This is a genomic window from Hyphomonas sp. UBA4494 (genome assembly GCF_002388935.1).
Taxonomy (GTDB): domain Bacteria; phylum Pseudomonadota; class Alphaproteobacteria; order Caulobacterales; family Hyphomonadaceae; genus Hyphomonas.
Genome location: NZ_DGNK01000017.1, coordinates 50,309 through 75,965 on the forward strand (window position 1 = coordinate 50,309; position 25,657 = coordinate 75,965).

General features: G+C 59.0%; 24 protein-coding genes. 8 read left to right on the forward strand and 16 right to left on the reverse strand.

The annotated features are described in order from the left end of the window. Window positions 1–52: 52 nt before the first annotated feature. From B2P82_RS06410 to B2P82_RS06430, 5 genes are all read right to left on the reverse strand, one after another. Window positions 53–3,283: an efflux RND transporter permease subunit gene (locus tag B2P82_RS06410; protein WP_290495888.1), complete on the reverse strand. Its 3,231-nt coding sequence runs from the start codon at window positions 3,281–3,283 to the stop codon at window positions 53–55. Further along, window positions 3,280–4,356, reverse strand: coding sequence for an efflux RND transporter periplasmic adaptor subunit (locus B2P82_RS06415; protein ID WP_290495890.1), 1,077 nt, complete (start codon window positions 4,354–4,356; stop codon window positions 3,280–3,282). The genes B2P82_RS06410 and B2P82_RS06415 overlap by 4 nt, the downstream gene beginning before the upstream one ends. Before the next feature lie 178 nt (window positions 4,357–4,534). Then, entirely contained in the window at window positions 4,535–5,512 is a 978-nt protein-coding gene (locus B2P82_RS06420; RefSeq protein WP_290479835.1) for a zinc transporter ZntB, read from the reverse strand. 39 nt (window positions 5,513–5,551) lie between these two features. Further along, the gene (locus B2P82_RS06425; RefSeq protein WP_290495892.1) at window positions 5,552–7,066 is read right to left on the reverse strand and encodes an amidase family protein; all 1,515 of its coding nucleotides are present in this window, start codon (window positions 7,064–7,066) and stop codon (window positions 5,552–5,554) included. Between the two features lie 124 nt (window positions 7,067–7,190). Continuing rightward, window positions 7,191–7,784, reverse strand: a complete 594-nt coding sequence (locus B2P82_RS06430; protein WP_290479833.1) for a superoxide dismutase family protein — start codon at window positions 7,782–7,784, stop codon at window positions 7,191–7,193. Window positions 7,785–7,850: 66 nt separating this feature from the next. On the opposite strand from B2P82_RS06430, the gene B2P82_RS06435 reads away from it, so the two are divergent. Next, the gene (locus B2P82_RS06435; protein WP_290495894.1) at window positions 7,851–8,579 is read left to right on the forward strand and encodes a TlyA family RNA methyltransferase; all 729 of its coding nucleotides are present in this window, start codon (window positions 7,851–7,853) and stop codon (window positions 8,577–8,579) included. A 9-nt stretch (window positions 8,580–8,588) separates the two neighbouring features. On the opposite strand, the gene B2P82_RS06440 is transcribed toward B2P82_RS06435, so the two are convergent. Continuing rightward, window positions 8,589–9,317, reverse strand: coding sequence for a hypothetical protein (locus B2P82_RS06440; RefSeq protein WP_290495896.1), 729 nt, complete (start codon window positions 9,315–9,317; stop codon window positions 8,589–8,591). A 118-nt stretch (window positions 9,318–9,435) separates the two neighbouring features. Here B2P82_RS06440 and B2P82_RS06445 point away from each other — a divergent pair, with 118 nt between their 5' ends. Both B2P82_RS06445 and B2P82_RS06450 read left to right on the forward strand, forming a co-directional pair. After that, window positions 9,436–10,509, forward strand: coding sequence for a class I SAM-dependent methyltransferase (locus tag B2P82_RS06445; protein ID WP_290495897.1), 1,074 nt, complete (start codon window positions 9,436–9,438; stop codon window positions 10,507–10,509). Window positions 10,510–10,663: 154 nt separating this feature from the next. Then, the gene (locus B2P82_RS06450) at window positions 10,664–10,834 is read left to right on the forward strand and encodes a hypothetical protein (protein WP_156947775.1); all 171 of its coding nucleotides are present in this window, start codon (window positions 10,664–10,666) and stop codon (window positions 10,832–10,834) included. A 12-nt stretch (window positions 10,835–10,846) separates the two neighbouring features. Here the strand turns inward: B2P82_RS06450 and B2P82_RS06455 are convergent, their stop codons facing one another. From B2P82_RS06455 to B2P82_RS06465, 3 genes are all read right to left on the reverse strand, one after another. Continuing rightward, complete coding sequence (locus B2P82_RS06455; RefSeq protein WP_290495899.1) at window positions 10,847–11,902, reverse strand: hypothetical protein; 1,056 nt, start codon at window positions 11,900–11,902, stop codon at window positions 10,847–10,849. Between the two features lie 103 nt (window positions 11,903–12,005). Then, window positions 12,006–13,097: a chorismate synthase gene (gene aroC / locus B2P82_RS06460; protein WP_290484250.1), complete on the reverse strand. Its 1,092-nt coding sequence runs from the start codon at window positions 13,095–13,097 to the stop codon at window positions 12,006–12,008. A 29-nt stretch (window positions 13,098–13,126) separates the two neighbouring features. Further along, window positions 13,127–14,107 (reverse strand): malate dehydrogenase, encoded by a 981-nt coding sequence (locus B2P82_RS06465; RefSeq protein WP_290495900.1) that lies wholly within the window; start codon window positions 14,105–14,107, stop codon window positions 13,127–13,129. Between the two features lie 173 nt (window positions 14,108–14,280). Here B2P82_RS06465 and pdxH point away from each other — a divergent pair, with 173 nt between their 5' ends. Then, window positions 14,281–14,952, forward strand: a complete 672-nt coding sequence (gene pdxH / locus B2P82_RS06470; RefSeq protein ID WP_290495902.1) for a pyridoxamine 5'-phosphate oxidase — start codon at window positions 14,281–14,283, stop codon at window positions 14,950–14,952. Window positions 14,953–14,967: 15 nt separating this feature from the next. On the opposite strand, the gene B2P82_RS06475 is transcribed toward pdxH, so the two are convergent. After that, complete coding sequence (locus tag B2P82_RS06475; RefSeq protein ID WP_290495904.1) at window positions 14,968–15,417, reverse strand: glyoxalase superfamily protein; 450 nt, start codon at window positions 15,415–15,417, stop codon at window positions 14,968–14,970. Window positions 15,418–15,700: 283 nt separating this feature from the next. On the opposite strand from B2P82_RS06475, the gene B2P82_RS06480 reads away from it, so the two are divergent. Continuing rightward, the gene (locus B2P82_RS06480; protein WP_290495906.1) at window positions 15,701–16,078 is read left to right on the forward strand and encodes a DUF4345 domain-containing protein; all 378 of its coding nucleotides are present in this window, start codon (window positions 15,701–15,703) and stop codon (window positions 16,076–16,078) included. Here the strand turns inward: B2P82_RS06480 and B2P82_RS06485 are convergent. Then, window positions 16,075–17,019 (reverse strand): glycerophosphodiester phosphodiesterase family protein, encoded by a 945-nt coding sequence (locus tag B2P82_RS06485; protein WP_290495908.1) that lies wholly within the window; start codon window positions 17,017–17,019, stop codon window positions 16,075–16,077. The genes B2P82_RS06480 and B2P82_RS06485 overlap by 4 nt on opposite strands. A 100-nt stretch (window positions 17,020–17,119) precedes the next feature. Here B2P82_RS06485 and B2P82_RS06490 point away from each other — a divergent pair, with 100 nt between their 5' ends. Next, the gene (locus B2P82_RS06490; protein WP_206991164.1) at window positions 17,120–18,745 is read left to right on the forward strand and encodes a long-chain-fatty-acid--CoA ligase; all 1,626 of its coding nucleotides are present in this window, start codon (window positions 17,120–17,122) and stop codon (window positions 18,743–18,745) included. Here the strand turns inward: B2P82_RS06490 and B2P82_RS06495 are convergent. Then, entirely contained in the window at window positions 18,742–19,260 is a 519-nt protein-coding gene (locus tag B2P82_RS06495) for a DUF305 domain-containing protein (RefSeq protein WP_290495910.1), read from the reverse strand. The genes B2P82_RS06490 and B2P82_RS06495 overlap by 4 nt on opposite strands. A 153-nt stretch (window positions 19,261–19,413) precedes the next feature. Here B2P82_RS06495 and B2P82_RS06500 point away from each other — a divergent pair, with 153 nt between their 5' ends. Continuing rightward, window positions 19,414–20,286, forward strand: a complete 873-nt coding sequence (locus B2P82_RS06500; RefSeq protein WP_206991162.1) for a DUF1499 domain-containing protein — start codon at window positions 19,414–19,416, stop codon at window positions 20,284–20,286. Here the strand turns inward: B2P82_RS06500 and B2P82_RS06505 are convergent. The 4 genes from B2P82_RS06505 to B2P82_RS06520 form a co-directional block, all read right to left on the reverse strand. After that, entirely contained in the window at window positions 20,283–21,494 is a 1,212-nt protein-coding gene (locus tag B2P82_RS06505; RefSeq protein WP_290495912.1) for a potassium/proton antiporter, read from the reverse strand. The two genes, B2P82_RS06500 and B2P82_RS06505, sit on opposite strands and share 4 nt — an antisense overlap. A 108-nt stretch (window positions 21,495–21,602) precedes the next feature. Continuing rightward, window positions 21,603–23,042 (reverse strand): mannose-1-phosphate guanylyltransferase/mannose-6-phosphate isomerase, encoded by a 1,440-nt coding sequence (locus B2P82_RS06510; protein ID WP_290495914.1) that lies wholly within the window; start codon window positions 23,040–23,042, stop codon window positions 21,603–21,605. Window positions 23,043–23,171: 129 nt separating this feature from the next. Then, on the reverse strand, window positions 23,172–24,083 hold the full coding sequence (locus tag B2P82_RS06515) for an ABC transporter permease subunit (protein ID WP_290479824.1): 912 nt from the start codon (window positions 24,081–24,083) through the stop codon (window positions 23,172–23,174). Then, window positions 24,083–24,976 carry an ABC transporter permease gene (locus B2P82_RS06520; RefSeq protein WP_414652016.1) on the reverse strand — a complete coding sequence of 298 codons (894 nt, stop codon included), beginning with the start codon at window positions 24,974–24,976 and terminating at the stop codon, window positions 24,083–24,085. The genes B2P82_RS06515 and B2P82_RS06520 overlap by 1 nt, the downstream gene beginning before the upstream one ends. 214 nt (window positions 24,977–25,190) lie before the next feature. On the opposite strand from B2P82_RS06520, the gene B2P82_RS06525 reads away from it, so the two are divergent. Continuing rightward, window positions 25,191–25,601 carry a protein tyrosine phosphatase family protein gene (locus B2P82_RS06525; RefSeq protein WP_034810871.1) on the forward strand — a complete coding sequence of 137 codons (411 nt, stop codon included), beginning with the start codon at window positions 25,191–25,193 and terminating at the stop codon, window positions 25,599–25,601. The last annotated feature ends 56 nt before the right edge of the window (window positions 25,602–25,657 follow it).

Genomic DNA, 25,657 nt, shown 5'->3' on the forward strand with positions numbered 1-25,657 from the left:
ACCACGCGAACGCAAACCGAATGGCGCGTTCATCTGAGGCTCATCTGGATTCCTATTCAGCGGCGGGCAGGGACCGGTCAGACGGTTCGTTCTCGTTGGCCGTGGTCTGTTCAGTTATACTGCGGGCGGCTGCCTGTTCGCCCCGGACCCGATCCTTCAGGCGACCTGCCCAACGGCGAATACGGTGTGGTGCAAGCAGCCAGACAGGTGTCACCAGCAAGATCATGATTGTGGAAAAGCCAAGGCCAAATACCACGGCCGTTGCCAGTTGGACCCACCATTCGGAGCTGGCACCCCCGAAATTGATCGAGCCTTCGAAGAAGTTCACATTCATCTGAATGATCATCGGCAACAGGCCACAGATGGTCGTGCCGGTCGTCAGCAGGATCGGACGAATACGCTGGGCGGCTGTCGCGACGGCGGCTTCTTCCGGCGTGCGGCCATCGCTGAGCAGACGGTTATACGTGTCGATGAGGACGATATTGTTGTTCACCACGATCCCGGCGAGCGCGACAATGCCCGTACCGATCATCAACTGGGAAACGTAAGGCAGGACGAGCTGGATACCAACGAGCACACCGGCTGTGGAAATGATTACCGCCGTCAGGGTCAGGAAGACCTGCCAGAAATTGTTGAACTCCCACAGCAGGATGATGGCCATCATGAACAGCATGGCGAGCAGGGCTCCCTGGAAGAAAGCAGCCGCATCGGCGCTATCTTCATCCGCGCCTTCAAAGCGCACTTCGACCGTGCCGGGAATATCCTGTTCGGCAACCCAGGCCTTGACCTCTTCGACGATCGCAGCGCCTGCACCCTGTTCCACGGCATTGGCGCGGACATCCACGACCCGGGCTCCATCACGGCGCGTAATCTGGCTGACCCGCGGGGCGGGCACGCGCTCGACAAACAATGAGAGCGGAACATTGCCGCGCGGCGTGGCGATACGAAGATCGTCAATTGCGCTGGCGCTGCGGTCTGCCTGTGGGAAGCGGACGCGGATGTCGACTTCGTCATTGGCATCGTCCGGCCGATAGCGACCGACGAGCACGCCATTGGTGATTAGCTGTACGGCTGCGCCGACCTGGCTGATATCGAGTCCATACTTGCCAGCTTCGGCGCGGTCGACTTCGAGCTGGTATTCGATACCGGGCAGAGGGCGCGTGTCTTCAACTTCGCGCAGGTCAGGTCGGGAATCGAGGTAGTCGCGGATCATGCGCGCAGTGGAATTGAGGGAGGCGGCATCCTCGGAGAGTAGAGCGATCTGAATGTCCTTGCCCGAGGGTGGGCCTTGTTCTCGGGCGGCGATTTCGAAGCGAAGGCCAGGAATTTCAGCCAGCCGGGTGCGGATGTTCGCGAGTGTGCGGCGGCCATTGTGCACGCCATCGGCCGTGGCCAAGTCGACCAGTAGCTGCCCAACCGTGTCGGTCGGCTTGCTGGACGATCCGTCCGGCGAAAAGATCGCGCCACCGGAGGCGCCGGCTTCGGTCGAGATGTCTTCAACGCCGTCCATGCCGGTAATTGCCACTTCGGCCCGTTTGACAAGAGAAAGCTGTTCTGCGGTGGAGAGGCTGCCCTGAGCCTGAACAAACACGAAGGCTTGTTCAGGTTCGACATCCAGAAAGAGTTCGGTCTTGTGCGGTGTCGAGCCAAACCAGACAAAGATCATCATGACCCCGGCAATGGCGACGCCCGTCACAGCCAAAGGATGCGCCAGCAGCACTTTCAGCAGGCGAACATATCCACCAAGCCAGCCGGTAGCCTCCGACGGATCGGCGTCTGCCGCCAATGCCGCCAGACTCTCATCGGTACCATCAGGCCGTGCGCCGATCACCGAACCGAGCACCGGCAGGAAGATCAGCGCCATGACCAGCGACGCCGACAAAACGAAAATCAGCGTAATCGGCAGATAGGCCATGAACTTGCCGGGCATTGAGTTCCAGAACAGGAATGGGATGAAAGCCGCAAGGGTTGTCGCGGTCGATGCAACCACTGGCCAGAACATCCGCTTGCCGGCCATGCCGTAAGCTTCTTTCCGGTTGAGGCCCTCGGCCATTTTTCGGTCGGCATATTCGGTTACGACAATGGCCCCATCGACCAGAATACCCACCGCGATGACCATGCCGAACATGACCATCATGTTGATCGTGTAACCAAATGCCCCAAGAAGCAGGAACGCCATCACGAAGGAGGCGGGGATGGAGATACCCACCAGCAGCGCGGAGCGCCAACCAAGTGCAGCCACACAGATTATCATCACCAGCATGACAGCGGTGATGATCGAGTTCTGGAGTTGTCCCAGCTGATCCCCAATCAGTTCCGAGGCGTCTGATGTGATGCGGACATCGACCGTGTTGGGCCAGCTTTCCTGCTGGGCCGCGACGGTGTCGCGCACGAAATTCGCCGTGTCGAGAATGTTGGCACCGGAGCGTTTGACGATCTGCAATTGCAGGGAGGGTTGGCCGTTGAACGTCGCGTAGCCGGTTGCGTCCTTGTAAGTGCGGCGGATTTCGGCCACGTCCGACAGGGTCACCGTGGCATTGTCAGAGCGTTTGACCGGCAGGTTGAGCGCATCCTGGGCGGATCGGATCAGGCCGGGCACCTTCACGGCAAAGCTGCCTTCGCCGGTGTCGATCTGGCCAGCCGGGACGAGCTGGTTGTTCGCAGTCACGACGGCGTAGATGTCCTGATAGGACAGATTGTAAGTTTCAAGTTTGACGGGATCGACCACAATTTCGAGCACGTCTTCGCGCTGGCCAATAATGTTGGCTTCCAGCACGCCCGGATTGCGCTCCAGCATGTCCTGCAGGGTCTCGGCAATCTGGTTCAGTCCGCGCTCAGGCGCCTGGCCGAACAGGTTCACGACCATGATCGGGAATTGTGAAGCATTCACTTCGGTGATGATGGGCTCGCGGGCATCAGCCGGGAAGAACCGTTTGGCCAGATCGACCTTGTCCTTCACGTCCAACACTGCCTGATCGACATCGGTTTCGATTTCGAATTCCAGAACCAGTTGGCCAGCGCCCTCTGCGCCGATGCCGATAAAGGTTTTCAGGCCCTCAAGAGACTGGATTTCCTGTTCGATAGGTTTGACCAGAAGGCGCTCGGCATCTTCTGGCGTCACGCCTGCCAGCGGCACCGTGATGCCAACAAAAGGAATTGGAATGTCCGGATCCGCTTCCTTGGGCAATCCGATATACGTCGCCGTACCGGCAATGATGGCGCAGATCAGGATGGACAACACCATCCGCGCGCGGCCGATGGCACCCTCGACGATCTGGGTCATGGCTGGGCACCGCCTTGGGGAACAGGTTTCACTTCGACCCCTTCAGCCAGGTAGTCTTGGCCAATAGAGATCAGTCTGACAGTAGAGGGCAGGCCTGTGACCCACGCGCCCTCAGGCGTCTCATCAATCACTTTGATGGGCGCGAACTGTACCGTGTTCTGGTCGTCGACGTAGCGTACGCCGAGTTCGCCAGCGTCCGACAATGTCAGAAGGCCGGGAGAGATCAGCGTCGCTGGCACCTCGCCCATTGGAATAAAGAGTTCTGCCGTGACACCCGCGGCGACCGGATCGTCGCCTGTGTCGAGTTCACCCTCGATCAGGAAAGTGCGCGTGCCCGCGTCGGCCGTGCGTGAGACATAACGCAGCGTGGCCGGATAGGTCTTGCCGCTGGGCAGGCGGGCTGTGCCGGTCATGCCGGTCGTCAGTTGGCCGGCATTGGCCTCGGCCACTTCGACCGCGACAATAACCGGGTCCATGTCGACCATGGTGCCGCAAGGCTGACCGGGTGAAAGATAATCACCAGCTTCGGCCAGCCGGTTTTCAAAGATACCGTCGAACGGGGCCCGAATCTGTGTCTTGGAAAGTTCCACCCGCGCGGCGTTCACCGAGGCTTCTGCAGCGTCGAGAGCTGCCTTCGCAGAGGCTTCATTATTGGCGGGAGCCAGGCCTTTTTCGGCCAATGTTCTTGCCGCCTCGAAATCGATCCGTGCAGCGTCGCGGCGAGCTTCAGCCTCTTCCAGACGGGCGGCGCGGGCTTCGACATCCAGTCCGCAGAGCAGCGTGCCACGTGAGACGCGCGTACCCTCGCGCACGGGCGTCGAAGTTACGTTGCCAGCGGTTCCAGCTTTTACCGTCACCGATTTATCGGGGGCCGTCAGGCCCTTGGCCTTGAGGCGGATGCCGTGAGTTTGCGCCGAAACCGTGAAAGTGACCGCTTCGGGCGCGACCTCGCTGGCTTCCAGCCGGACATCTTCATGCTGTGTGCTGATGTCGCCCCGAATGACACTCCGGATCACGAACCAGGCCAGTAGGCCGACAAAGATAGCAATGGCAATTTTTAAGGATCGGTTCACGGTTCAGTCTTTCGCACGGCTGGCGCTGTATCAGATATAGGGCGCGGCGTCGCCTGAATAAGGTCGCCACTCGATCATAGTTAACAGCCGATTGTTGCAATCCGGCAAAGCTGGCGCGCAGATTTCAGGTTTCAGTGCAAGGTGTGATTAATAAATGCCCCGATCAGCGAGGGCGGAGTCAGATCCAGCGTCGCCAGCGGAAGATGGCCAGCATCAGGATGGTCGCCACCGCGAGCGCCCCGACCAGGATGGCAAATGCGCCGGCGCTTTGAACCCCCGGCATGCCGCCCACATTAACGCCGAAAAGGCCCGTCACGAAGCTGATTGGCAGGAAGACCGCTGACAGGATCGAGAGCACGAACAAGCGCTGGTTCATCACTTCCGCGCGTTCCTCTATCACCTGTTCCTGCAACACGGTACAGCGGTCCCGGATCGTGTCGAGTTCTTCCGCCAGACGTGTGACCCGATCAGCGGACTCGCGGAGGAACAGCAGATCATGATCGGAGAACAAGCCGGACTGGGTGCCTTCGCGGACAAGCTGGGAAAGCGCCTCGCGTTGGGGCAAAATATAGCGACGTACCTGCAATACGCGGCGGCGCAACTCCGACAGTTTTGAGCGCGGGAGACGCGTGCCAGGATCGAGCAGATCATCCTCGAACTGGTCCGCCTGTTCATCGAAACGCGACACTTCCGGTTCCATCCGGTCGGTCAACGCATCGGCAAGGGCGGCAACGAGGCCGCCCGTCGAATTGGGCGCATTGCCCTCTTTGACCTTTAGTTCGACATCGCGCGTCGCCTGGATGGGCTTGGCGCGCAACGTGATCAGAGAGCTTTCACTGGCCCACATGCGCAAGGCCAGCATGTCTTCCAGTGCTTCGCCTTCGTTCAGGTTCATGCCGCGCAAATTGATCAGGAAACCAGCACCATGCCGGGTCGAGCGCGGGCGAGTGTCTTCCTGAAGCAGCGCCTCGGTGGCGATACGGTCCAGCCCGCTCTGGCGAGCGAGCCACGTTCTCACCTCCGGCGACAAACGGTTGAGGTGCAACCAGTGGCGACTGAACTCATTCAATCGGCCGGAGGTCACATCCTCCCAGTTCAGCGATGCGATGGTGCCGTCAGCCGCCATTCCGTAGCCGAAGACCAGCGGCGCCGTCATTGCGTCAGTTGAGGAAACAGCGGGCGACACCATGCAGGATCAGAGCGCCGAGACTGGCGGCGTGCGCGCAATCCAGGGGCGTGTCATTTCGAGCTGCATGGCCAGTTCAAACAGCAGGCCATCCTCGCCCCGTTTGGCAGAGAACATGGAGCCGATCGGCAGGCCGCCCGACGACCATGACAAGGGCACGCTCATCGAGGCTGCGCCTGCAACGTTCATCGGCGCAGTGAAAGCGGCAAAGTTCAGAACACTCTCCATGACCGCGTCGAAATCTCCATCCGGGGCCTGTTCGCCAATCGGTACGGCGGGGCTGCCTGTTACGGGTGTGAGTAGCACATCCATGTCGCTGAACCAGTCGTCATAGACGGCTTCGAATGCCTTGAGATACGCGATCGTGTCTTCCATTTCCGACTGCCGCGCCTGGAACATGGCGGCCAGGCCGAGCGTCCATGGCTCGACAATGTCGGGCCCGATCGGCTTGCCGGAATAGGCGCTGGCCTGTTGGGCAAACTCGGCGGCGCCAGCCGCCCAGTAGAGCAGGAACTTGTCGGTGAACTCCTTGCCGTCGAGCGGAACTTTGAAGTCGATCACCTCATGGCCCAAATCCCGGCATAGCTGCGCGACGTCCTCAAGCGCTGCGGTGGTTTCAGGGGACACGCGTGTCCCGCTGATCGAGTCCGGTGCGAAGCCAATCCGTAGCGGACGGTTCAGGGTCGATATGTCTCCGAGGGGTGCATAGGTCCCGTCATTGGTCTCCGCCACACGAAACAGCTCAATGGAATCCTGCACCGTGATGGTCACGGCATGGTTGACCGAGATATCGACAGGCGGAGCGTTGGCCGCGTCCCGCTTGTCCAGTCGGGCACGTGATGGCTTCAGCCCAAAAACACCACACGTAGAAGCGGGAATGCGGATGGATCCGCCGCCATCGCTGGCATGCGCGAACGGGACGATACGTGCGGCCACGAGGGCGGCTGCGCCGCCGGACGATCCGCCCGGAATTCGGGATAGGTCCCAAGGATTGCGGGTCGGGCCTGTTACTAGCGGCTCGGTTGATGAAATGAGCCCCATTTCGGGTGTCGTGGATTTACCGAGAGAAACGACGCCTGCCTTTCTCCACGCTGCGGCAAAGGGGGAATCCTCCTGTGAAATATTGCCCACGAAAGCGCGGCTACCCCACATGGATTGCGTGCCCTTCCACCCGACAAGGTCTTTCATGAATGTGGGCACGCCACTGAACGTTCCCGGCGCGGGGGCGGCTGCGTCGCGCAAGGCCTGGTCAAAGCTGTCGGTGGCGATCGCATTGAGATCGCCATTCACGGCCTTGGCGCGAGCGATGGCTTTTTCCGTTTCAGCGAGCGAAGTGGTTTCGCCGGAGGCAATTCGGGCGGCGATGGTGAGACCGCTTTCCCAACCGGCTGGTGGGACAGCTTTTGCTGCCACGGGACCTGTCGGCACGGTGGCCGCGGCGTCGCTCGGCGTTTGTCCACATGCCGCAAGTGTCGCGATGGCTGCCCCGCCCAGCAGAGCTTCCCGCCGTGAAAATCCAGTCATTCTATTCCTCCCAATTCCCATTTTTAGCGAAGCCTGTAACGGGAATTGGAATTTCGCAACCACCAAATCGTGGAAAAGCCGCGCGAAATTGCGCGGCTTTTCAATATTTCTGATCTGGTGGTGCCTATTGAATAACGCCGCACGCCACTCGCGCACCGGCGCCGCCAATAGGCTGGGTCATGTGGTCGTCTTCGGCCTCATGGATGATGAGCGCCGAGCCGTCTTCATCCAACAGGGAGTCGAGTGCGGTCAGGCGTGTGAACGCCTCATATCCGGCCGAACCATCTTCCGCGACCCAGATATTTGGCAGGTCGCCGGCTTCCGGTCCCTTCGGATTAAGCAGGCCATGCGCACCTTCGATCTTTCCATGATGACCACCGGATGCCTTGAACACGCCAACATCTTCACACGTGCCGGTGCCGTGTAAATGGATGCCGTGCCAGCCGGGCGTCAAGCTGCCGGAATTGAGTTCAACACGAATCATTTCGCCATTCGGACCATCGAGAAAATTCGCGGTGCCGATCTCCGTGCCTTCCGCGCCAATGATGGAAGCCGTCGCGGTCATCATGGACGGGAACACGCCCTCATCCGGCCCGGGCATTTCGTCTGTCGTTGGCAAGCCATTGTCGCTGTCGGGCATCTCCTGCGGGGTCGCGCCTTGCTGTCCGCAAGCGGCAAGGGCGATGGCGAGTGAGGCGATTGCAGTTCGAGTGATCATGGGGGTCTCCTGTCAGCGGGGTTCTGATATAGGCGTAACGTCTATTTGGCAGGAAGGCTCCATATCGTGAAGGACCGCGCGGATAAATTGCTCGTTAGTCTGGGGTTGTTCGACAGCCGAGCCTCTGCGCGCGCCGCGATTGAGGCAGGCAATGTGACGGCTGGCGGCGTCGTGGTAACCAAACCATCGCAAATGCTGTCACGCGACGACCGCATCGAGGCACAACCGGCGCACCCTTACGTATCGCGAGGGGGATTGAAACTGGCGCACGGCCTGAGCGCTTTTGGCGTTGATCCGGCTGGGCGCGTTTGCCTTGACATCGGGGCGTCCACAGGCGGTTTCACAGACGTGCTGTTGCGGGCCGGTGCGACGCATGTCGTTGCGGTCGATGTCGGGCGAGGCCAGCTTCACTCCTCTCTTTCCGATGAGGACCGCGTCACGAGCCTGGAAGCTCAAGACGCCCGGACCCTGACCGGAGAGATGCTGGGCGACACGCCTTCCTTGCTCGTATGCGATGCGAGCTTCATTGCGCTCGAAAAGCTGCTGGCCGTTCCTCTGTCGCTCGCGGCTGAGCGGGCGGAAATTGTCGGCCTGTTCAAGCCGCAATTCCAGGTTGGTCGGGAAAACATCGGCAAGGGCGGACTGGTCAAAGATTCCGAAAAGGCAGACTTGGCGGCGGACGTTTTCGCGGAATGGATGGCCGGGCAGGGGTGGCCAATCCAGTCATGGACACAAAGCCCTATCACCGGGGGCGACGGCAATGCAGAACGCCTGTTTTATGCGGTGCGAACCTAGTTCCGGCGCCTAGTAGTTCTCGTCCCCGAAACCGTCATTGATCTCCCATGTGCCATCATAGGGATCGCGGCATGCGGTGATCGGGTCGCGGATGACCTGACCATCGGGCAGCCGCGTTTCGCGCTCAATCGTGCGGCACTCGATATCTGTGCCCGGTTGGGGCGGCAGGGTCGGTCCCGCAGTCGTTGACGCCGGATAAGTGCGGCTTGGCGGCGGCGTGTTGGGATAGTTCATGATCTCCGGACCGCCATACAGGCCGTCGGTCGTGCGCGGAATGCCGCCGGCTGGATAGGTACCGCTCGTGGCCGCTCCATAAGGTGTTGCAACCTGACAGGGTCGGCTTGTGTCTTCTGCAATGGCTCCGCCAGCAAGACCGCCCACAATCGCGCCAAGAATGGCGCCCGCAGCGACTTCATCAGAGTTTCCGTTGCCATGATGGTATCCGCCGTGACGCCGATGACCGCGATAGCCTCTATGGCCGCGATACCCTCTGTGACCCCGGTAGTGGTACGCATCGCCATCATCCACATTATTGCCGATTGCACCGCCGATCAGGCCGCCCGCGATCGCGCCGACGAGCACGCCCGCAAACTGGTCATCCTTGCGCTGGCGCTCACATTGGACGTTCTGCACGGGGCGATTGTAGGTGTAGCCATATCCGCTTTGGGCCGAGGCCGTAGCCGGTATGGCAAGACTGGCCATGGCCAGCGCTCCGATGAACAGCGAGTGGGATTTCATCGCAATACTCCTTGTCGCGGATACACGTCCGCCAGTGTCAGACTAGCATACTGCGGGGCTGAACCTGAACAGTAGGTGAAAACTGGACGCCGGGTACACTTGGCCACATATTGACTGCATGGGAGTGTTCGACATCGCCAACCGCACCGCCGGCCGGGCGCGTTACGCCGCTGCACAAGGGCTGCGGTCGGCTTGGTATGGCGCGCAGATGAGCGCGGCGCGTCGGCGTGCCGGCGGCTTTGATCGCCCGGGCGAACCAGCGTTCCAGCCCACCCGAGGCCAGCCCGACCTTGCTGTCCTGCGCCGAGCTTATTTCGAACTGTTCATCAAGGATCGCCTGAATGTTGAGGCAGGGCTGTATCCAGCGCCATCGGATGTGCGCCTGAAGGATTTGCCGAAAGCGTTGAGATCGGCGCGGGCTTTCCGGGAAGATGTCGAGGACGTTGATCGGCGCAGATTGGAACGCAATGGAACGGAAGTACGGCAACAGGTGACCAACGGGCATAACCGGTATCCCGCCTACTATCTCCAGAATTTCCACTATCAGTCCGGCGGCTGGTTTACCGAGGACAGCGCCGATATCTATGACACTCAGGTCGAAGCATTGTTTACTGGCACAGCAGATGCGATGCGCCGCGCTGTTCTGGCCGAGATTTCACGGGAGCTCAGGGGACGCGACCAACGCGGTGTCAGCCTGCTGGATGTGGCGTGCGGCAATGGCCGCTTCCTGTCGCAAGTGATGCAGGTATATCCAAGGTTAATGGCGAGCGGGCTGGACCTGTCACCGACCTATACCGACGCCGCCCGCACACGTCTGAAACCGTGGAAACAAGTAGAGATCCTGCACGAGGCGGCCGAGGCGATGCCCGTAGAGGACAATAGCCTCGATATGGTGGTCTCCATTTTCTTGTTCCACGAATTGCCGCCCCGCGTGAGGGAGAAGGTGCTGGCGGAAATTCGACGAGTCCTGAAGCCGGGCGGTCTGTTTATCCTGGCAGATAGCGCGCAATTTGGAGACTATTCGGGCCTTGATGGACTGTTGGAATATTTTCCCCACGGTTTCCACGAGCCATACTACAAAAGCTATCTGTCCTGGGATGCCGTACAAGCATGCGATTTGGCAGAATTGGTGCCTGAAACGCAGTCACTGGCATTTCTTACAAAAATCAGCACCTTCCGGCGATCATCATAACGCCTTGAAATGAAACTTTTTTCCAGAGCTACGAGCGCTGCTTAATCCTGGATGAAAAAATATTGATTTGCGCGAATGGAACATGACAGTAATATGACAGTTACGTTACGGTCATGTGACACGAACTATGTACCAGGAATGAAAGGAGCCACCTATGGCAGTCCTAGATCATAATGATAATCACGTTTCCTGGCTGGCGCACAGGGACCTGACCCTCAACGAGTCGAGCCTGCGCGTCCTGCGGGGAGCCATGCTGGCACTGGCAGGCGTCGTCGGGGTAAGTCTCGCGATCGCGCTCGATCCGATCTTTAACCTGTTCGCCTAAACGCCAACGGCGCTAGAAGCTCGGAAGCTTACCTGTCCCCATGAGGGGCATGGCAAAAGCCAGAATGATCGAAATGATGAGGCCGAGGAAGGCACGTCCGGCATCGCCGAGAACGTCTTTCACGGCCTCATTCTTTTCGCGCAGATGCGCGACGTAGGAGATCGCGAGTTCGCGACCGGCCAACAGGCCGAGGAATACCCAAGTCGTGCTCATCGGCACATTGCTGACTTCTTTGAACAGGAACAAGATGATTCCGTAGATCAGGTCGACGATCGTCGCGGCGCGCACATCCACCGTGTTGATCTTGCGTTCCACGATCTTCTGAATCTGGCCGCCGCGCGTGGCGAAGATGTAGCCTTGGATGGCCACAAGCAGGATCGCACCGAAAATGACGTAGCCGAGCGAGAAGGCCACATGCGTCTCGTCACCAGTGACTGTGACCGTCCGTGGCAGGTAAACGAAGATATTCGCCAGATCCTGCATCAGCCATTGTGACCAGAGGAAAGTCGTGGTCAGCCATTGGAATGTGATCCAGTAGGGCCAAGGCAATTCGTCTTTCGTGTGAAAGACCCAACGCTCGAACGTGCGGGAAATTATCACCCAGATCACAGCGCCGCACGCGAATGCCACGACATAGCCCATCGCTGACTTGATGATCATTTTCTCGAGGATACCCTCGCTGGCCGACCCGCCTGACAATGCAAACAGGGTCAGAACCAGGAAGGTCGTCGACACAGGGATGCCAAATCGGGTCAGGAAGAGCAGAACCAGGGGAGGCAAGGCGTGCCACCACTGAATGCCAGGCATCAGCACCGCGGTGCGATCCCCTTCACCGGGCAGCACAGACAATTTGTCGAGACGTTCGTAGGCAACGTCTCCCTGACCATTGAAATACCCGTAAAAGAGCACGGCCAGCAAAATTGCGCTGGCAAAAATCCAAAGGACCCACCAGGGACGCTTTGCGTTCGAGGACAGGAACGTCCCCAGTGTCTGGATCGAATCATTCGCGACGACGGCGTAGCACGCCAGCATAAATCCAATGATGCCGAAAATTTCTACGCCACCCATTACGCCAACCCATCGCTATTTGAATACTGAACGCGAGGTAGCAGGTTCAATGTGCAATGCCGATAGCAGGTATGTGAACTTACTGTGACATGCGCATTTGCGGTCATTTTCCCGTCTGCCCTCTATGTCGCAACTTCGCGTCGGCCAGCACACAGGCGAGCATCGCCTCCGCCACCGGCACCGCACGAATGCCAACACAGGGATCATGCCGTCCGATGGTGCGTACGTCCACCTCCTGACCGTCACGCGTGACAGTCTGGACGGGGGTAAGGATGGAAGATGTTGGTTTGATTGCGATTCGCACGACGATCGGCTGACCGGTTGAAATGCCGCCCGCAATGCCGCCATTATGGTTGGACAGGAAACGGGCGCCGTCATTGCCAGTGCGCATCTGGTCGGCGTTTTCCTCACCGGACAAAGCCGCAGCGGCAAAGCCTTCGCCGATTTCCACGCCTTTGGCCGCGTTGATGCTCATCATGGCACCCGCGAGTTCGCTGTCCAGTTTTCCGTATATGGGCGCGCCCCAACCGGCAGGAATCCCCGTCGCTTCGACCTCTACAATTGCGCCAGCAGAGCTTCCAGCCTTGCGAGTTTCGTCCAGAAAGGTCTCCCAGACGGGCACCATTTCGGCGTCAGGACACCAGAATGGGTTCGATTGTGTTTCATCCCAGTTCCAGCGCGAGCGGTCGATGGCATGGGGGCCGATCTGGACGACGGCGCCGCGCAAGAAGATTCCGTCGCCAAGAACGCGGCGCGCCACCGCGCCTGCAGCTACCCGCGCGGCAGTCTCGCGCGCACTGGAGCGGCCACCGCCGCGATAGTCACGGACGCCATATTTCTGATCGTAGGAATAGTCGGCATGACCGGGGCGGTACCGATCACGGATCTCACCATAATCTTTCGACCGTTGATCTGTATTTTCGATCATCAGCGAGATGGGCGTGCCCGTGGTGACAGGGCCGCCGGTCCGGTCATCCTCAAAGACGCCGGACAGGATTTTCACCTGATCGGGTTCCCGACGCTGGGTTACGAATCGCGAGGTGCCGGGGCGGCGCTGGTCGAGGAATTGCTGAATGAAGGCCTCATCCAGCGGAAGATTAGGCGGGCAGCCATCGACCACGCATCCGAGTGCGGGCCCGTGGCTTTCGCCCCAGGTGGTCACGCGGAAGAGGTGGCCGAACGTGTTGTGAGACATGGCTGCCCGTTTCAGTATTGAGTCAGGGCCTAGCCGAGCAGGTCCTGAACAGCTTCGCGTTCTTCGCGCAGTTCTTTCTCGGTCGCATCCATGCGGGCGCGCGAGAATTCACCGATTTCGAGGCCCTGGACGATCTCGTACTTGCCGTCCTTGCAGGTGCACGGGTAGCCGTAGATGACGCCCGGCTCAATGCCGTAGGAGCCGTCAGACGGGATGCCCATGGACACCCAGTCACCAGCTTCGGTGCCGAGGGCCCAGCTGCGCATATGATCGATGGCGGCTGACGCAGCCGAAGCGGCCGAAGAGGCACCACGTGCCTTGATGATGGCTGCGCCGCGCTGCTGCACGTCCGGGATGAACGTGTTTTCGTACCAGTCCTGATCGACCTTTGAGAGGGCAGCTTCGCCTTTGACGGTGGCGTGATGCAGGTCTGGGTACTGAGTTGAGGAATGGTTGCCCCAGATTGTCATCTTCTTGATGTCGGTATTGTGGGCGCCCGTCTTCTCAGCCAGTTGGCTCATCGCGCGGTTGTGGTCGAGGCGGACCATGGCAGTGAAGCATTTCGGATCCAGATCAGGCGCATTCTGTTGTGCGATCAGGGCATTGGTGTTTGCCGGGTTGCCGACGACAAGCACTTTCACGTCTCGGCTGGCATGATCATTGATCGCCTTGCCCTGTGGGCCGAAGATGCCGCCATTTGCAGACAGCAGGTCCTTGCGTTCCATGCCCTGTTTGCGTGGCATCGCGCCGACGAGCAGGGCAAAGTCGCAATCCTTGAACGCAACATTCGGGTCGTCAGTGGCGATGATATGGTTCAGGAGCGGGAAGGCGCAATCATTCAATTCCATGACCACGCCCTCGAGCGCGCCGAGCGCAGGCGTGATTTCCAGCAGGTGAAGGTCGACCGGCTGGTCAGGTCCAAGCATGTTTCCAGCGGCAATGCGGAACAGGAGCGCATAACCGATCTGGCCTGCAGCGCCAGTTACAGCGACTTTCACGGGCTTTTTCATGGGAGAGTCCTTCTTGCATAGGGTGATTTCGCGGCATCAATGACGAATTTGTCAGAGAAGGGCAAGCGGCCATGCGCCTATGCCGCAGGATGTCGCCGCCGTAGCGGTATGACTCCGCGCCCGATTGGCCTATATGACGGCCAGCCCCCACAGCCTGACGAGCGGACAGATCGATGAGCCAGAGCGACCAACCCGACATCATTCCCCCTTCACCCAGCGCGACGGATTATCTGACCGACCCGTCGGGAAAACCCCTGATTCCAGACGTGGCTGACCCGATAGCCCTGTTCAAAGAGTGGATGGCGGCGGCGCGCGAAGCCGAACCGAATGATTCCAACGCAATGTCTCTGGCGACCGTGGACGCTGACGGCATGCCGGATGTCCGTATTGTATTGCTGAAAGAGGTGACTGAGGCGGGGTTTGTTTTCTTCACCAATCTCGAAAGTGCTAAAGGCCAGCAACTGACCGAGACCCCCAAAGCAGCGCTTGGCTTTCATTGGAAGAGCCAGCGCCGGCAGGTGCGGGTGCGCGGGACGGTTATGCCAGTCTCCGAAGAGGCCGCCGATGAGTATTTCGCCACCCGCGCCGCCCAGAGCCGTATCAGCGCCATCGCGTCTGACCAGTCGCGTCCACTGGCCGATCGGGCCGAGTTCGAACAGCGCGTGGCTGAACTATCGGAAATCTTCGGCGACGGACCAGACATTCCCCGCCCCAAATTCTGGGGCGGGTTCCGTGTCGTGCCGGTCGAGATCGAGTTCTGGCAGGACCAGGCTTTCCGGATGCACGACCGGCTGAAGTTTGTCCGCTCAAACGAGGGTTGGACCACCGGTCGACTCTATCCGTAGCGTTCCGCTGCCAGATCAAACGATTCCGTTCGAGACGGCTTCGATGACAAGGTGCGGGACGCCATCACTGGTCTTTGCCCATGACACGCCATCACCACTCACCATGGCGGTTACGCGCTGGCGAAATCCCGAGAAGCTCTCGAACTCAACCACATCTACCGGCGTGTCGAAGTGCAGGGTGACTTCGTACTCCATCCCACCCGCCAGTTCGCGGACTGCATGGACGCGACCCTCAAAGGATTGTTTGAGGTAGCGGCCCGAGATGCGGTCACCCAGCTGGCAGGGTGCCTCGGGTTTGTTCGACAGGCGCGCCGATGCGGTATTCCAGTCGCGGTAGCCGAGTTCAGTCGCGACGAGTTCAAGTGCTCTCGCATGTGAGATGGACGTACCGGCATTTGCCTGTTCTGTCCGAATGTCGCGGGCACGGGCCTTGGCCTGTTCGCGCGTTGTTATAGAAATAGACATTGGAAACATCCTTGTCCGGGCAGTCACTTCTCAGCGGGGCTCGCCTTGCCGCGGGACTGCCGGATGGACCGGTGTTCCGTGATCAAAAGTCGCGGCGCGGAGTGCGCCGGGGGGATCTTCACCGAAAGACCAAAGGCCTTGCGAGCGGCGGGCGTCCCAGAGCCCGCGCGCCTCATACTCCTGGGAAGACGTTGCGTCAATCATTGTCACCAGACATTTGCCGTGAGTAAGTGACGGCAGGGCGTACGGAAACGATGCGCCATTAGGGGAGGTACACCACATAATGAAACGCGGACTTCAGATTGCCCTTGGCATTTTCTCACTCATTCCCGTTATTTTTGCCCTGATGGGCTTTCTGCACGGGGCGGAACGATTGTCCCCGGCAGGCGTCACGACAGAACTGGACAATCAGTATCGGTACTTCTCCGGTATGTATCTTGTGGTGAGCTTCCTGATCTGGTCGATCATTCCATCCATCGAAAAACAAGGGCGGCTTCTTCTGGTGGTTAGCGCAGCCATCTTTATCGGAGGGCTCGGTCGTCTTGTCTCAGTGATGACCGTCGGTCAGCCCGCGCAGGACCAGATGGTCGCGCTGGGTATTGAGTTGGTTGTGCCCGTGGTCTTTGTGCTCTGGCAACGGATGGTTTCTGCCCGAGCCTAGCCACCACACGCGGCGATGGCGGTGTCATCTGCGGTCATTGCCGCCGCCGCTTCGAGCGGTCGGTCGGTGGCCAGCATGACGAGGCCTTTATCGGCAAGATCCTGAAACTCTGATCCGTTGCCGTCGGCCAGATAGATATCGTCCAATCGCTCGCCAGAACGACCCAGCGTGCCGAAAGCGGATTCGACATCATTGCGGGCATTGCGATCCCAGGCTGCGGCATCGGGGCGGCCAGTGCCGGTCCAGGCGATCAGTCGACGGGAGTCCACACCGCGTGCCTCAAGTGCCGCAATGTCACGGCCGCCGCGTGCCGAGGCGGTCATCATGAAATGGGGGTCGATGGCCGCGATTTCGGCGGCTTCGTCATCATTGTAGGAAATCATGATGATGTTCTCTTCCGCGCCCGCCGCATAGACGGCCTTGGCCATATTGGCGAAGCTTGTGGTCTTCTTGCGGTCGAGTTCCAGAATGGCGCCGCTGTTTCGGGCCCAGACCAGGGCGTCGGTCAGCTTGGGCGGGCTAAAACGCGTGTGACGACCATCGTTGTCGACCAGGGTCAGGCCCGACAGTTCTTCCCAGCTGATATCGGAGACATAGCCCCGGCCGGTCGTCGTTCGGTTCAGCCGGTCATCATGCATCAGGGTCAACACGCCGTCTCGAGTTTCGGCGACATCAATCTCGAAGACCCGGACTCCCTGGTCGAAATTGAACTGCATCGTCTCAATGGCATTCTCAGGATAGCCCGGCGCAGGGCCCCCGCGATGCGCGGCGATCACCACGCCTCCGTTTTCACGCAGGCAGTCGAAATAGTCGGGCAGGGGCATGCGCGCAGAAGCTTCGGTGATTGCGGGCTCCACAGCCCCTGACTGTGGGGTATCGCTTGACGGGCCGCAGCCAGACAGCAGGATGAGAGCGATAACAAGCAGTGCGGAGTGGTTCATTCGGGTGGTCCTCTTCTTGCGCTGCAGCAATCGCACGCATAAACCGGTTCTAAATCAGGCAATTATTGCCGAAGACAAAAACATTACAGGGAGACTTACCATGCTGGGTATCATGCAGGACTGGCCGCTGACGGTTAACAAAATCCTCGAACACGCCAAGCGCATCAATCCTACACGAGAAATCATCACTCGGCGCGTGGAAGGCCATATTGTCCGCACGACCTATGCCAATCTCTTTGACCAGTCCAAGCAGGTCTCGAATGCGCTTATCGATAGCGGCATTCAGTTGGGCGACCGCGTGGCGACGCTGGGCTGGAACTCTGAACGGCATATGGCCTCCTGGTATGGCGCCATGGGCATTGGCGCGGTGCTCCACACGATCAATCCACGCCTGCACCCTGAACAGGTCGCCTGGATCGCAAATCACGCCGAAGACAAGGTGCTCATCTTCGACAAGACCTTCCTGCCTATTGTGGAGGCCATCAAGGACCATCTGCAGACGGTGAAGACTTTCGTCATATACGCTGATGCTGACACGATGCCGGAAAACTCTCTCGGTGCAATCCCGTTTGATATCTGGATTGATGGTCGCTCGACCGAGGTCCGCTGGGGCGACTTCCCGGAAGATACCGCATGTGGCCTTTGTTATACGTCGGGCACTACAGGCGATCCGAAAGGAGTTCTCTACTCCCACCGCTCGAACGTGTTGCACACGCTGATCACGATGGGCAAGGATGTGATGGGCATGGGCGCTGACGATGTGGTGCTGCCGGTCGTGCCGATGTTCCACGCCAATGCGTGGGGCCTCGCACTGTCCTGTCCTGCTGTTGGCTCGAACATGGTAATGCCGGGGGCACAGATGGATGGCGCATCCATCTATGAATTGCTGGATACGGAAAAGGTGACGATCACCGCCGCGGTTCCAACCGTCTGGCTGATGCTGCTGACACATTTGCAGGAAAACAACCTGAAGCTGCCGCACTTGAAGAAGGTACTCATCGGGGGCTCAGCCATTCCGGAGAAGATTCTTCGTGCCTTCGAGCAGGATTATGAAGTGGACGTTGTCCACGCCTGGGGCATGACCGAAACCTCGCCGCTGGGAACGCTGGGCGCCTTGCCGCCCCATCTCGTGAATGCCGACATCGACACGCGTATGGAGCAGAAGCTCAAGCAGGGGCGCCCGCCATTCGGCGTGGAGCTCAAGATCGTCGATGACGAAGGCAAGGTGCTGCCGAATGATGGCGAGACGTCTGGCCGGTTGATGGTGAGCGGCGCTGCGATTGCAGCTGGATACTTCAAGGGCGTCGGCGGCGACGTGCTAGACGAGGACGGCTATTTTGATACGGGCGATGTCGCCAATATCGACGAGTATGGCACGATGACCATCACCGACCGCGCGAAGGATGTGATCAAATCAGGCGGCGAGTGGATTTCCTCCATCGACATCGAGAACATCGCGGTCGGCCACCCGAAAGTGGCCAATGCGGCGGCTATCGGCATCTATCACCCGAAATGGGATGAGCGCCCACTCCTGGTGGTTCAAGCCGCGCCGGGGGAAACGCCGAGCAAGGAAGACGTGCTGGCCCAACTGGAAGGCAAGATCGCCAAATGGTGGACACCGGACGATGTCGTCTTTGTCGATGAAATTCCGCTTGGCGCCACGGGCAAGATCAACAAGCTGGCCCTGCGCAACCAGTTCAAGGACTACAAGCTGCCGACGGCCTAGTTCGGGCTGAACTCGGGAACCTGACGGGCGGCCGCTTCTTCGGGAGTGGCCGCTTTTCCATTTTTGGAGATGTCATCGATCAGCCATTCCATTTCAGCTATTTCCACCTTCTGAGCTTTGATGATTTCATCGGCTAATTGCCGAACGCGTACGTCTTCTATGCCCGCCCTTTCGCTGGTCATGATGGCGATGGAATGATGCGGGATCATGGCGCGCATATATGATTGGTCGCTTACCGTTGCTTGCGAGCGCACCAGAAGCAGGGCGGTAACAAAGAGCAGGCCACTGCCGACGAATATTGCGAGGTTCTTGCGGCTATCCTGATACATGTTGAGCATGAAGGCCAACATCACGATCGCCATCGACGCGGCCATGATGAGGGTCATGTAGAAGCGGGTTTCACTCCAATGCACATGGGGCAGGGCATAGGTGTTTAGATACATAAGTCCGAACATGACGATGGCGGAGGTCGTGATCATCAGGCCGAAGCGGAGATAGCTGCCGGAATGGTCCATGGTCTTTCCTTTCGAATTGACGTTGAAGAGGTTCAGTTTGAACGTGCAGGAGCGGACGCTGTTCCGCACGAATCTGTTCCACGAGACTGGTTGAGAGGGGCAGTGTGATCTATGTCAGGTGACAGGGATCATCCGGAGAGGGCTGGAAACACAATGGATACGATAGAACAGACACAGGATGCCGGTTGGCGCGGCACGGTTGCCAAGGCGTCGCTTGCCTTGTCGATCTTTACGGTCTTCTGGTTCATCATCGCAGCGCTTGGCACCAAGCTGGGCCTGTGGAACTGGCAGGTTGGGCTTGGTCTGATGACGATCAATTGGGGACTCAAGCTGATCTTCGTGGCGCTCGGTGTCTCAGTGATCGCGGTGATCCTCTCATTGATCAAAGCACCCCGGAAACGCGCTTTCATTCTGGCGTTTGCCTCGCTCTTGATTGCCGGGCTCAGCTTTGGGCGCGTCGCGGCGTTTGGCGGGGAAGCGTCCCGCTTGCCGCCGATCCACGACGTTCAGACCGACTGGTCCAACCCGATCATGCCGAGCGATGCCCTGCTCGCCGTCCGGGCCGAGACTGAGGCCATGAACCCGGTCGAAGCTGCACCAATCGTTCCGGAATATGCCGAAGACCGTTGGCCGGGCACTCCGGGGCGCCTCGTGTCCGAATTGCAGGAAGAGGCCGAATTCGATCCGACCCAACAGGATGACCGTGCGGACGCCCCCTATCCGAAACTTGATTCCTATATCACTCAAGCTCCGTCGGAAGCGGCATTCGAGGCCATCCTCACGCTTGTGAAGGAGCGCGGTTGGGTGATCGTTGCCAGTGACGAGACGGCCGGTCGCATCGAGGCAACCGAAACGAGCTTCTGGTTTGATTTCAAGGATGACATCATGATCCGTATCCAGCCGACAGAAGAGGGCGGGTCCCGCATTGATGTGCGCTCAACCAGTCGGGTCGGCCTGTCTGATCTTGGTGCGAATGCCAAACGGGTCCGCAATCTGCTCGATGATATCGAGATCGCGCTGCGCTAGGTATCAGTTGTTTCCTTTGTCTGGGCTTCCGGGCCCAGACGAAGGAGCCCTGCTGTCGGCGCAATCGTCCAGCCCTGAATGGTCAGCGAGATTGTCACGATCACGAACACGACATTGAAGAAGCCAACTGAAATCGGTCCTGGTGCGATGACGGGATAGATCGCGAGAAGGATCGGTACCGCGCCGCGCAGGCCCACCCAGCTCAGGAAGACATTCTCACGGAAGGAAAAGCCCATCCATCCCACGCTGGCAAATACGGCGAGCGGTCGAGCGATCAGCATCAATACTGCGGCGCATCCGATGGCAGGCCAGATGTCGTTTAACAGCGCACTCGGCGTAACGAGCAGACCGAGGGTCAGGAATAACACCATCTGGCAGAGCCACTGGAAGGCTTCATTGAAGTCGACAATGCGATCGATTGGTCGCTTCAGTTTGGCCTTGAAACTGACGCCGGCAAGATATGCCGCGAGGAAGCCGCTGCCCCCAACCAGCGACACGCCGGTAAAGATGACGAGGGCGCCTGCAAGGGTCATGATGGGATACGTGCCCATTGGCAGGAAAAGGCGATCAAGAATGCGGGCCAGAAGCCTGCCGCCAAGGACGCCGCCCAAAATGCCGATACCGGCTTGCATGAGCAGAAACAGAGCCATGCCGGGGAGGTCCGCCGGCGCATTGGTCTGTATGGAGGCGACCAGCGTGGTAAGCGACACTGTCAGGAAAATGGCCATCGGGTCGTTCAGGCCGGATTCCAACAGCAGCGTATCCTTCAGGCGTTGTCTCAGGGCTATGCCGCTTTGCTGAACGAGAAGGAAGGTCGCGGCCGCGTCGGTAGAGGCGACCGCTGCGCCAAGCAATAGGCCAACTTGCCAGGGCAGGCCCATGAATAGACAGGCCGCAACACCCGTGATGCCTGCTGTAATCAGCACACCGATGGTTGCGAGTAGGGATGCCGGCGCACCAGCGGAACGGAAGACGCTGCGTCCAGTTTCCAATCCGCCAGCAAACAGGATGACGGCCAGGGCCACGCTGCCAAGGTCGAACGCAAAGTTGAAATTACTGAATTGAATACGGCCTGGACCATCTTCTCCCAGCAGCATGCCGATGAGAAGTGCGATCAAGAGAATTGGAGCTCCTGCTCGCCTTGCCAGCGGCATCAGCGCAAAGCTGACAAATATGATGAGGCTGCAAAGGAAGACAAAGAGTTCCAACGGGCATCCTCGGGTCTGAAATGGGGGAACTTTTTAGATAAGAGTGCCGCACCTCGTGCCGCAAGGTGCAGATTCATTCGAATTCAAATAAGTTCGACTCCGCAGACTCTAATCGCGCGCGTATTTATCTTCGTATCGTATGATGTCATCCTCACCGAGATAGCTGCCAGTTTGAACTTCGATGAGGACGACGGGCAGTTTCCCCGGATTTTCCAGCCGGTGAACGGATCCTACAGGGATGTATACGGACTGGTTCTCGGTGACGAGCTTGACGTCCTCATTGATCGTGACCTTGGCTGTTCCGGATACGACAATCCAGTGCTCGGCGCGATGATGGTGCGATTGAAGGGACAGCGACTGGCCCGGCTTTACCTGGATGCGCTTGACCTGAAAACGTTCGCCCATCGCAATGGACTCAAACCAGCCCCAGGGGCGATAGTCCCGCGGAAATTGCTCGGCCTGGCGTGCCTGTTTGGCCTTGAGCTCGGTAACGGCCAGTTTCACGTCCTGTGCGCGGGACGCATCTGCGATCAGCACCGCATCCGGCATGGCAACGGCTATGATGTTCTTCAGACCGATACCGACGACTTCCAGTCCATTATCTTCGGACCTGATCAGGGAGTCTTGGCAATCCATGACCGTGACATGTCCGCTGGTCGAAACCCCATGCTTGTCCGGCCCGGTTTCGCGCAATACGGCATCCCAGCCGCCAAGGTCTGACCATCCGCCCGAAAATGGCACGACGCTAAGATTTTCGGTGCGTTCCATGACGGCATAGTCGATCGAGATCGACTGGGCCCGGTTCCAGCTCTCCGGATCGAGCCTCATAAAGCCGAGATCCATCTGCAGGTCATCGACAGACTTGCTCACGCATTCAACCATGCCCGGCTCATGTTTCTGGAAAGCTTCGACAATGCTTTTGACGCTGAACAGGAAGATCCCTGCGTTCCAGAGGTAGTCACCACTATTCACCATTTTAAGGGCATTGGTCGCAGAGGGCTTCTCCACGAAACGCTTCAACTTGATGGGGGACAGACTGTAGTCGTCCACCGGCTTGCTGAGCTCCAGATATCCGTATCCGGTTTCGGGATGTGTGGGCTGGATTCCGAACGTGACGAGCTGGCCTTTTTGGGCCGCATCGACGGCCGCATTGATTGACTCCAGAAATGCATCACTGTCCGGGATCACATGGTCGGATGGTGCGATCAGCATCAGGGCATCTGGTTGGGTCTTTTGCAGATGCAGTGCTGCAGCCAGGATTGCCGGGGCCGTGTTGCGCGCGTCTGGCTCGATCATGATGGAAGCGTCATCGATTTCGATGTCGGTGAGCTGTTCTTGCACGATGAACCGGAAATCCGCATTGGTGAGGACAAGCGGCGGTGTGAAGGCGCCTCCGGTCAATCTCAGCGCGGATGCCTGGAACAGGGATGTATCGCCGATCAGGGGAACAAATTGCTTGGGATAGCTCTTTCGCGACAGCGGCCAGAGCCGCGTGCCTGCTCCACCGCACATCAGTACCGGAACGATGCTGGTCATCGATTTTGCCATCGTTTGCTCTTTCAAATTACCCGCGAATCTCTTGCCTCAGCGCACCAGCAAAGGCCACCCTGAACACCAAGATTTTCCCTGTGTGACGGGCATTTGGTCCAGTCTGTCCAGGTGCCAGGTGAAAACTGTCTAGCGGTCTTTCGGATCCAGCGCATCGCGCAGGCCGTCACCGATAAAGTTGAGGCACAACAAGGTGACTGCCATCGTGACGGCGGGTGCCAGCAGCATCCAGGGCTTTTCTTCCATCCGGTGTGCGCCATCCGAAATCAGCACGCCAAGTGAGGTAAGGGGCTCGTTCACACCGAGGCCGAGGAAGGACAGGAAGCTTTCGGCGAGGATCACCACCGGGATGGTCAGCGTGACATAGACGGCAACCGGGCCGATCACGTTCGGCAGGATGTGGCGCACAATGATGTCCTTGCGGCTGACCCCAGACGCGCGCGCGGCTTCAATGAACTCCTTGCCCTTGATGGCCAGTGTCTGGCCGCGCACGATCCGCGCCATTGTCAGCCACTCGATCGCGCCGATGGCTGCAAAGATCAGCACAATGTTGCGCTCAAACACCGTCAGCAACAGGATCACGAAGAAGATGAAGGGCAGAGCGTAGAGTACGTCGACAATGCGCATCATGAAATTGTCGACGCGACCACCGAGATAACCTGCCGTCGCACCCCAACTGACGCCGATCACGAGGCTGACAGCCGTGGCGACAATGCCGACCATGAGTGAGATACGCAGGCCGATCATCAGGCGCGCAAGCAGGTCTCGTCCCTGCAGGTCGGTTCCGAGCGGATGCAGGCCTTCCAGCGTCGGCGCAATGGTGCGCAGGTCAGAAATGGTGCTGTATTTGTGGACCCAGACAAATGGCCCGACGACTGCAAACAGAATGAGGAAGCCGAGAATCCACATGGAGACGACGGCGGCGCGGTTGCGGAACAGGCGCGCCCGGGCATCTTCCCAGAGCGAGCGTCCCCCTATAATGGCATTCTGAACCGGTTCGATGCGACCAGTCGGGTCGAGGAGAGGATCAAGATCCGTCATCAATCGTACTTCACTTTCGGATCAAGCAGGGCGTAGAGAATGTCTGCTACAAGATTGAGCAGTACGATCAGGCCCGCATAGACAATGATTGCGCCCATCACGAGCGTGTAGTCACGGTTCAGGGCACCATCGACAAAATATGAGCCGAGGCCGGGCAGGCCGAAAATCTTTTCGATCACCACTGACCCGGTCATGACGCGTGCCATTGCGGGGCCGGCATACGAGATCAGTGGCAGCAAGGCCGATGGCAGGGCGTGACGCGCAATCACCTGGCGTTCGGTCAGTCCTTTGGAACGCGCCGTGCGGATATGGTTGGAACGCATTGTCTCGATGATCGAGGCGCGCATGAGGCGGGAGATGATCGCAATCTGTGGCAGGGCCAGAGTAATTACGGGCAAGGTCATATTGTGCCAGTTCATCCCGATATTCGGATAGGTTCCGAGACCGCCAACCGCGAAGATGCCAGCCCCGAGGGCAAAGATGAAAATTAGGATCGGTCCGGTAACAAAGGTGGGGATCGAAATGCCTGCCATGGCGATCCCCATGACGCTGTAATCCGCCGCTGAATTCTGCCTGAGTCCCGCAAAAACACCCAGCATTGTACCCACCGCTATTCCCAGACCCATGGAGAGAAACCCGATGGTGAGGGAGATGGGCAGGCCGTCTGCAATCAAGTCGTTCACGCTCTTGCCAAGCGTCTTGTAGGACGGGCCAAAATCCCCGGCCAGCACGCCGCCGACATAGTCGAAATACTGCTCGTGAACGGGCTTATCCATGCCGAAATAGGCGAGTTGGGCCTGTTCGATCGCAGGCGGCAGTTTCCGCTCACCATCGAACGGACCGCCCGGCGCGGCACGCATCATGAAGAACGCCATCGTTATGATGGCAAGCATTGTGGGGATTGCAATTAGCAGACGCCTGAACGTATAGGCCCACGGAATTCGGCTGATGACACGTTGAAATGAGGACACGTACTTAAGTTATTCCGCTGCTGGTAATAGGAATTTGATCATGCCGCCGTCACCGACGCTTGGCATAACGATCAGCAATCCTTAGCTTGTAGCGACAGCCGATCAAGACCGCAGACTCAGGCAGGGACACTAAAATATGGCCGATATTCGCCGCGTTACGGAAGCTTTTGCTGTCGCCCCCCAGATTAACGAGGAGGATGTTGCCCAAATTCAGGCTGCAGGCTTCAAAACCATTGTTGCGAACCGCCCAGATGGTGAAGGCGGCGTGGACCAGCCCCGTATGGGCGCGATTCGTGCCAAAGCCGAATCCCTGGGTTTGGCCTTTGTGGCACTGCCTTTCTCAGGCGCCCCCACCCCAGAAGTCGTCGAGCGGATGAGCAATATCCTGAACGAAGCGCCTCAGCCGGTGTTGGCGTATTGCCGCACCGGGACACGATGCATTACGGCATGGGCCCTGACTCATGCCGGGCAGGGTACAGGTCAGGAAATCGTCGATGCTGCCGCAGATGCGGGCTATGATCTGTCGAGTCTGCAATCGCTGCTGTGACCATCCTTCTCACAGATGTTGTGAGCAAGTGGTCACACTTGCGCCGCATTATGTGT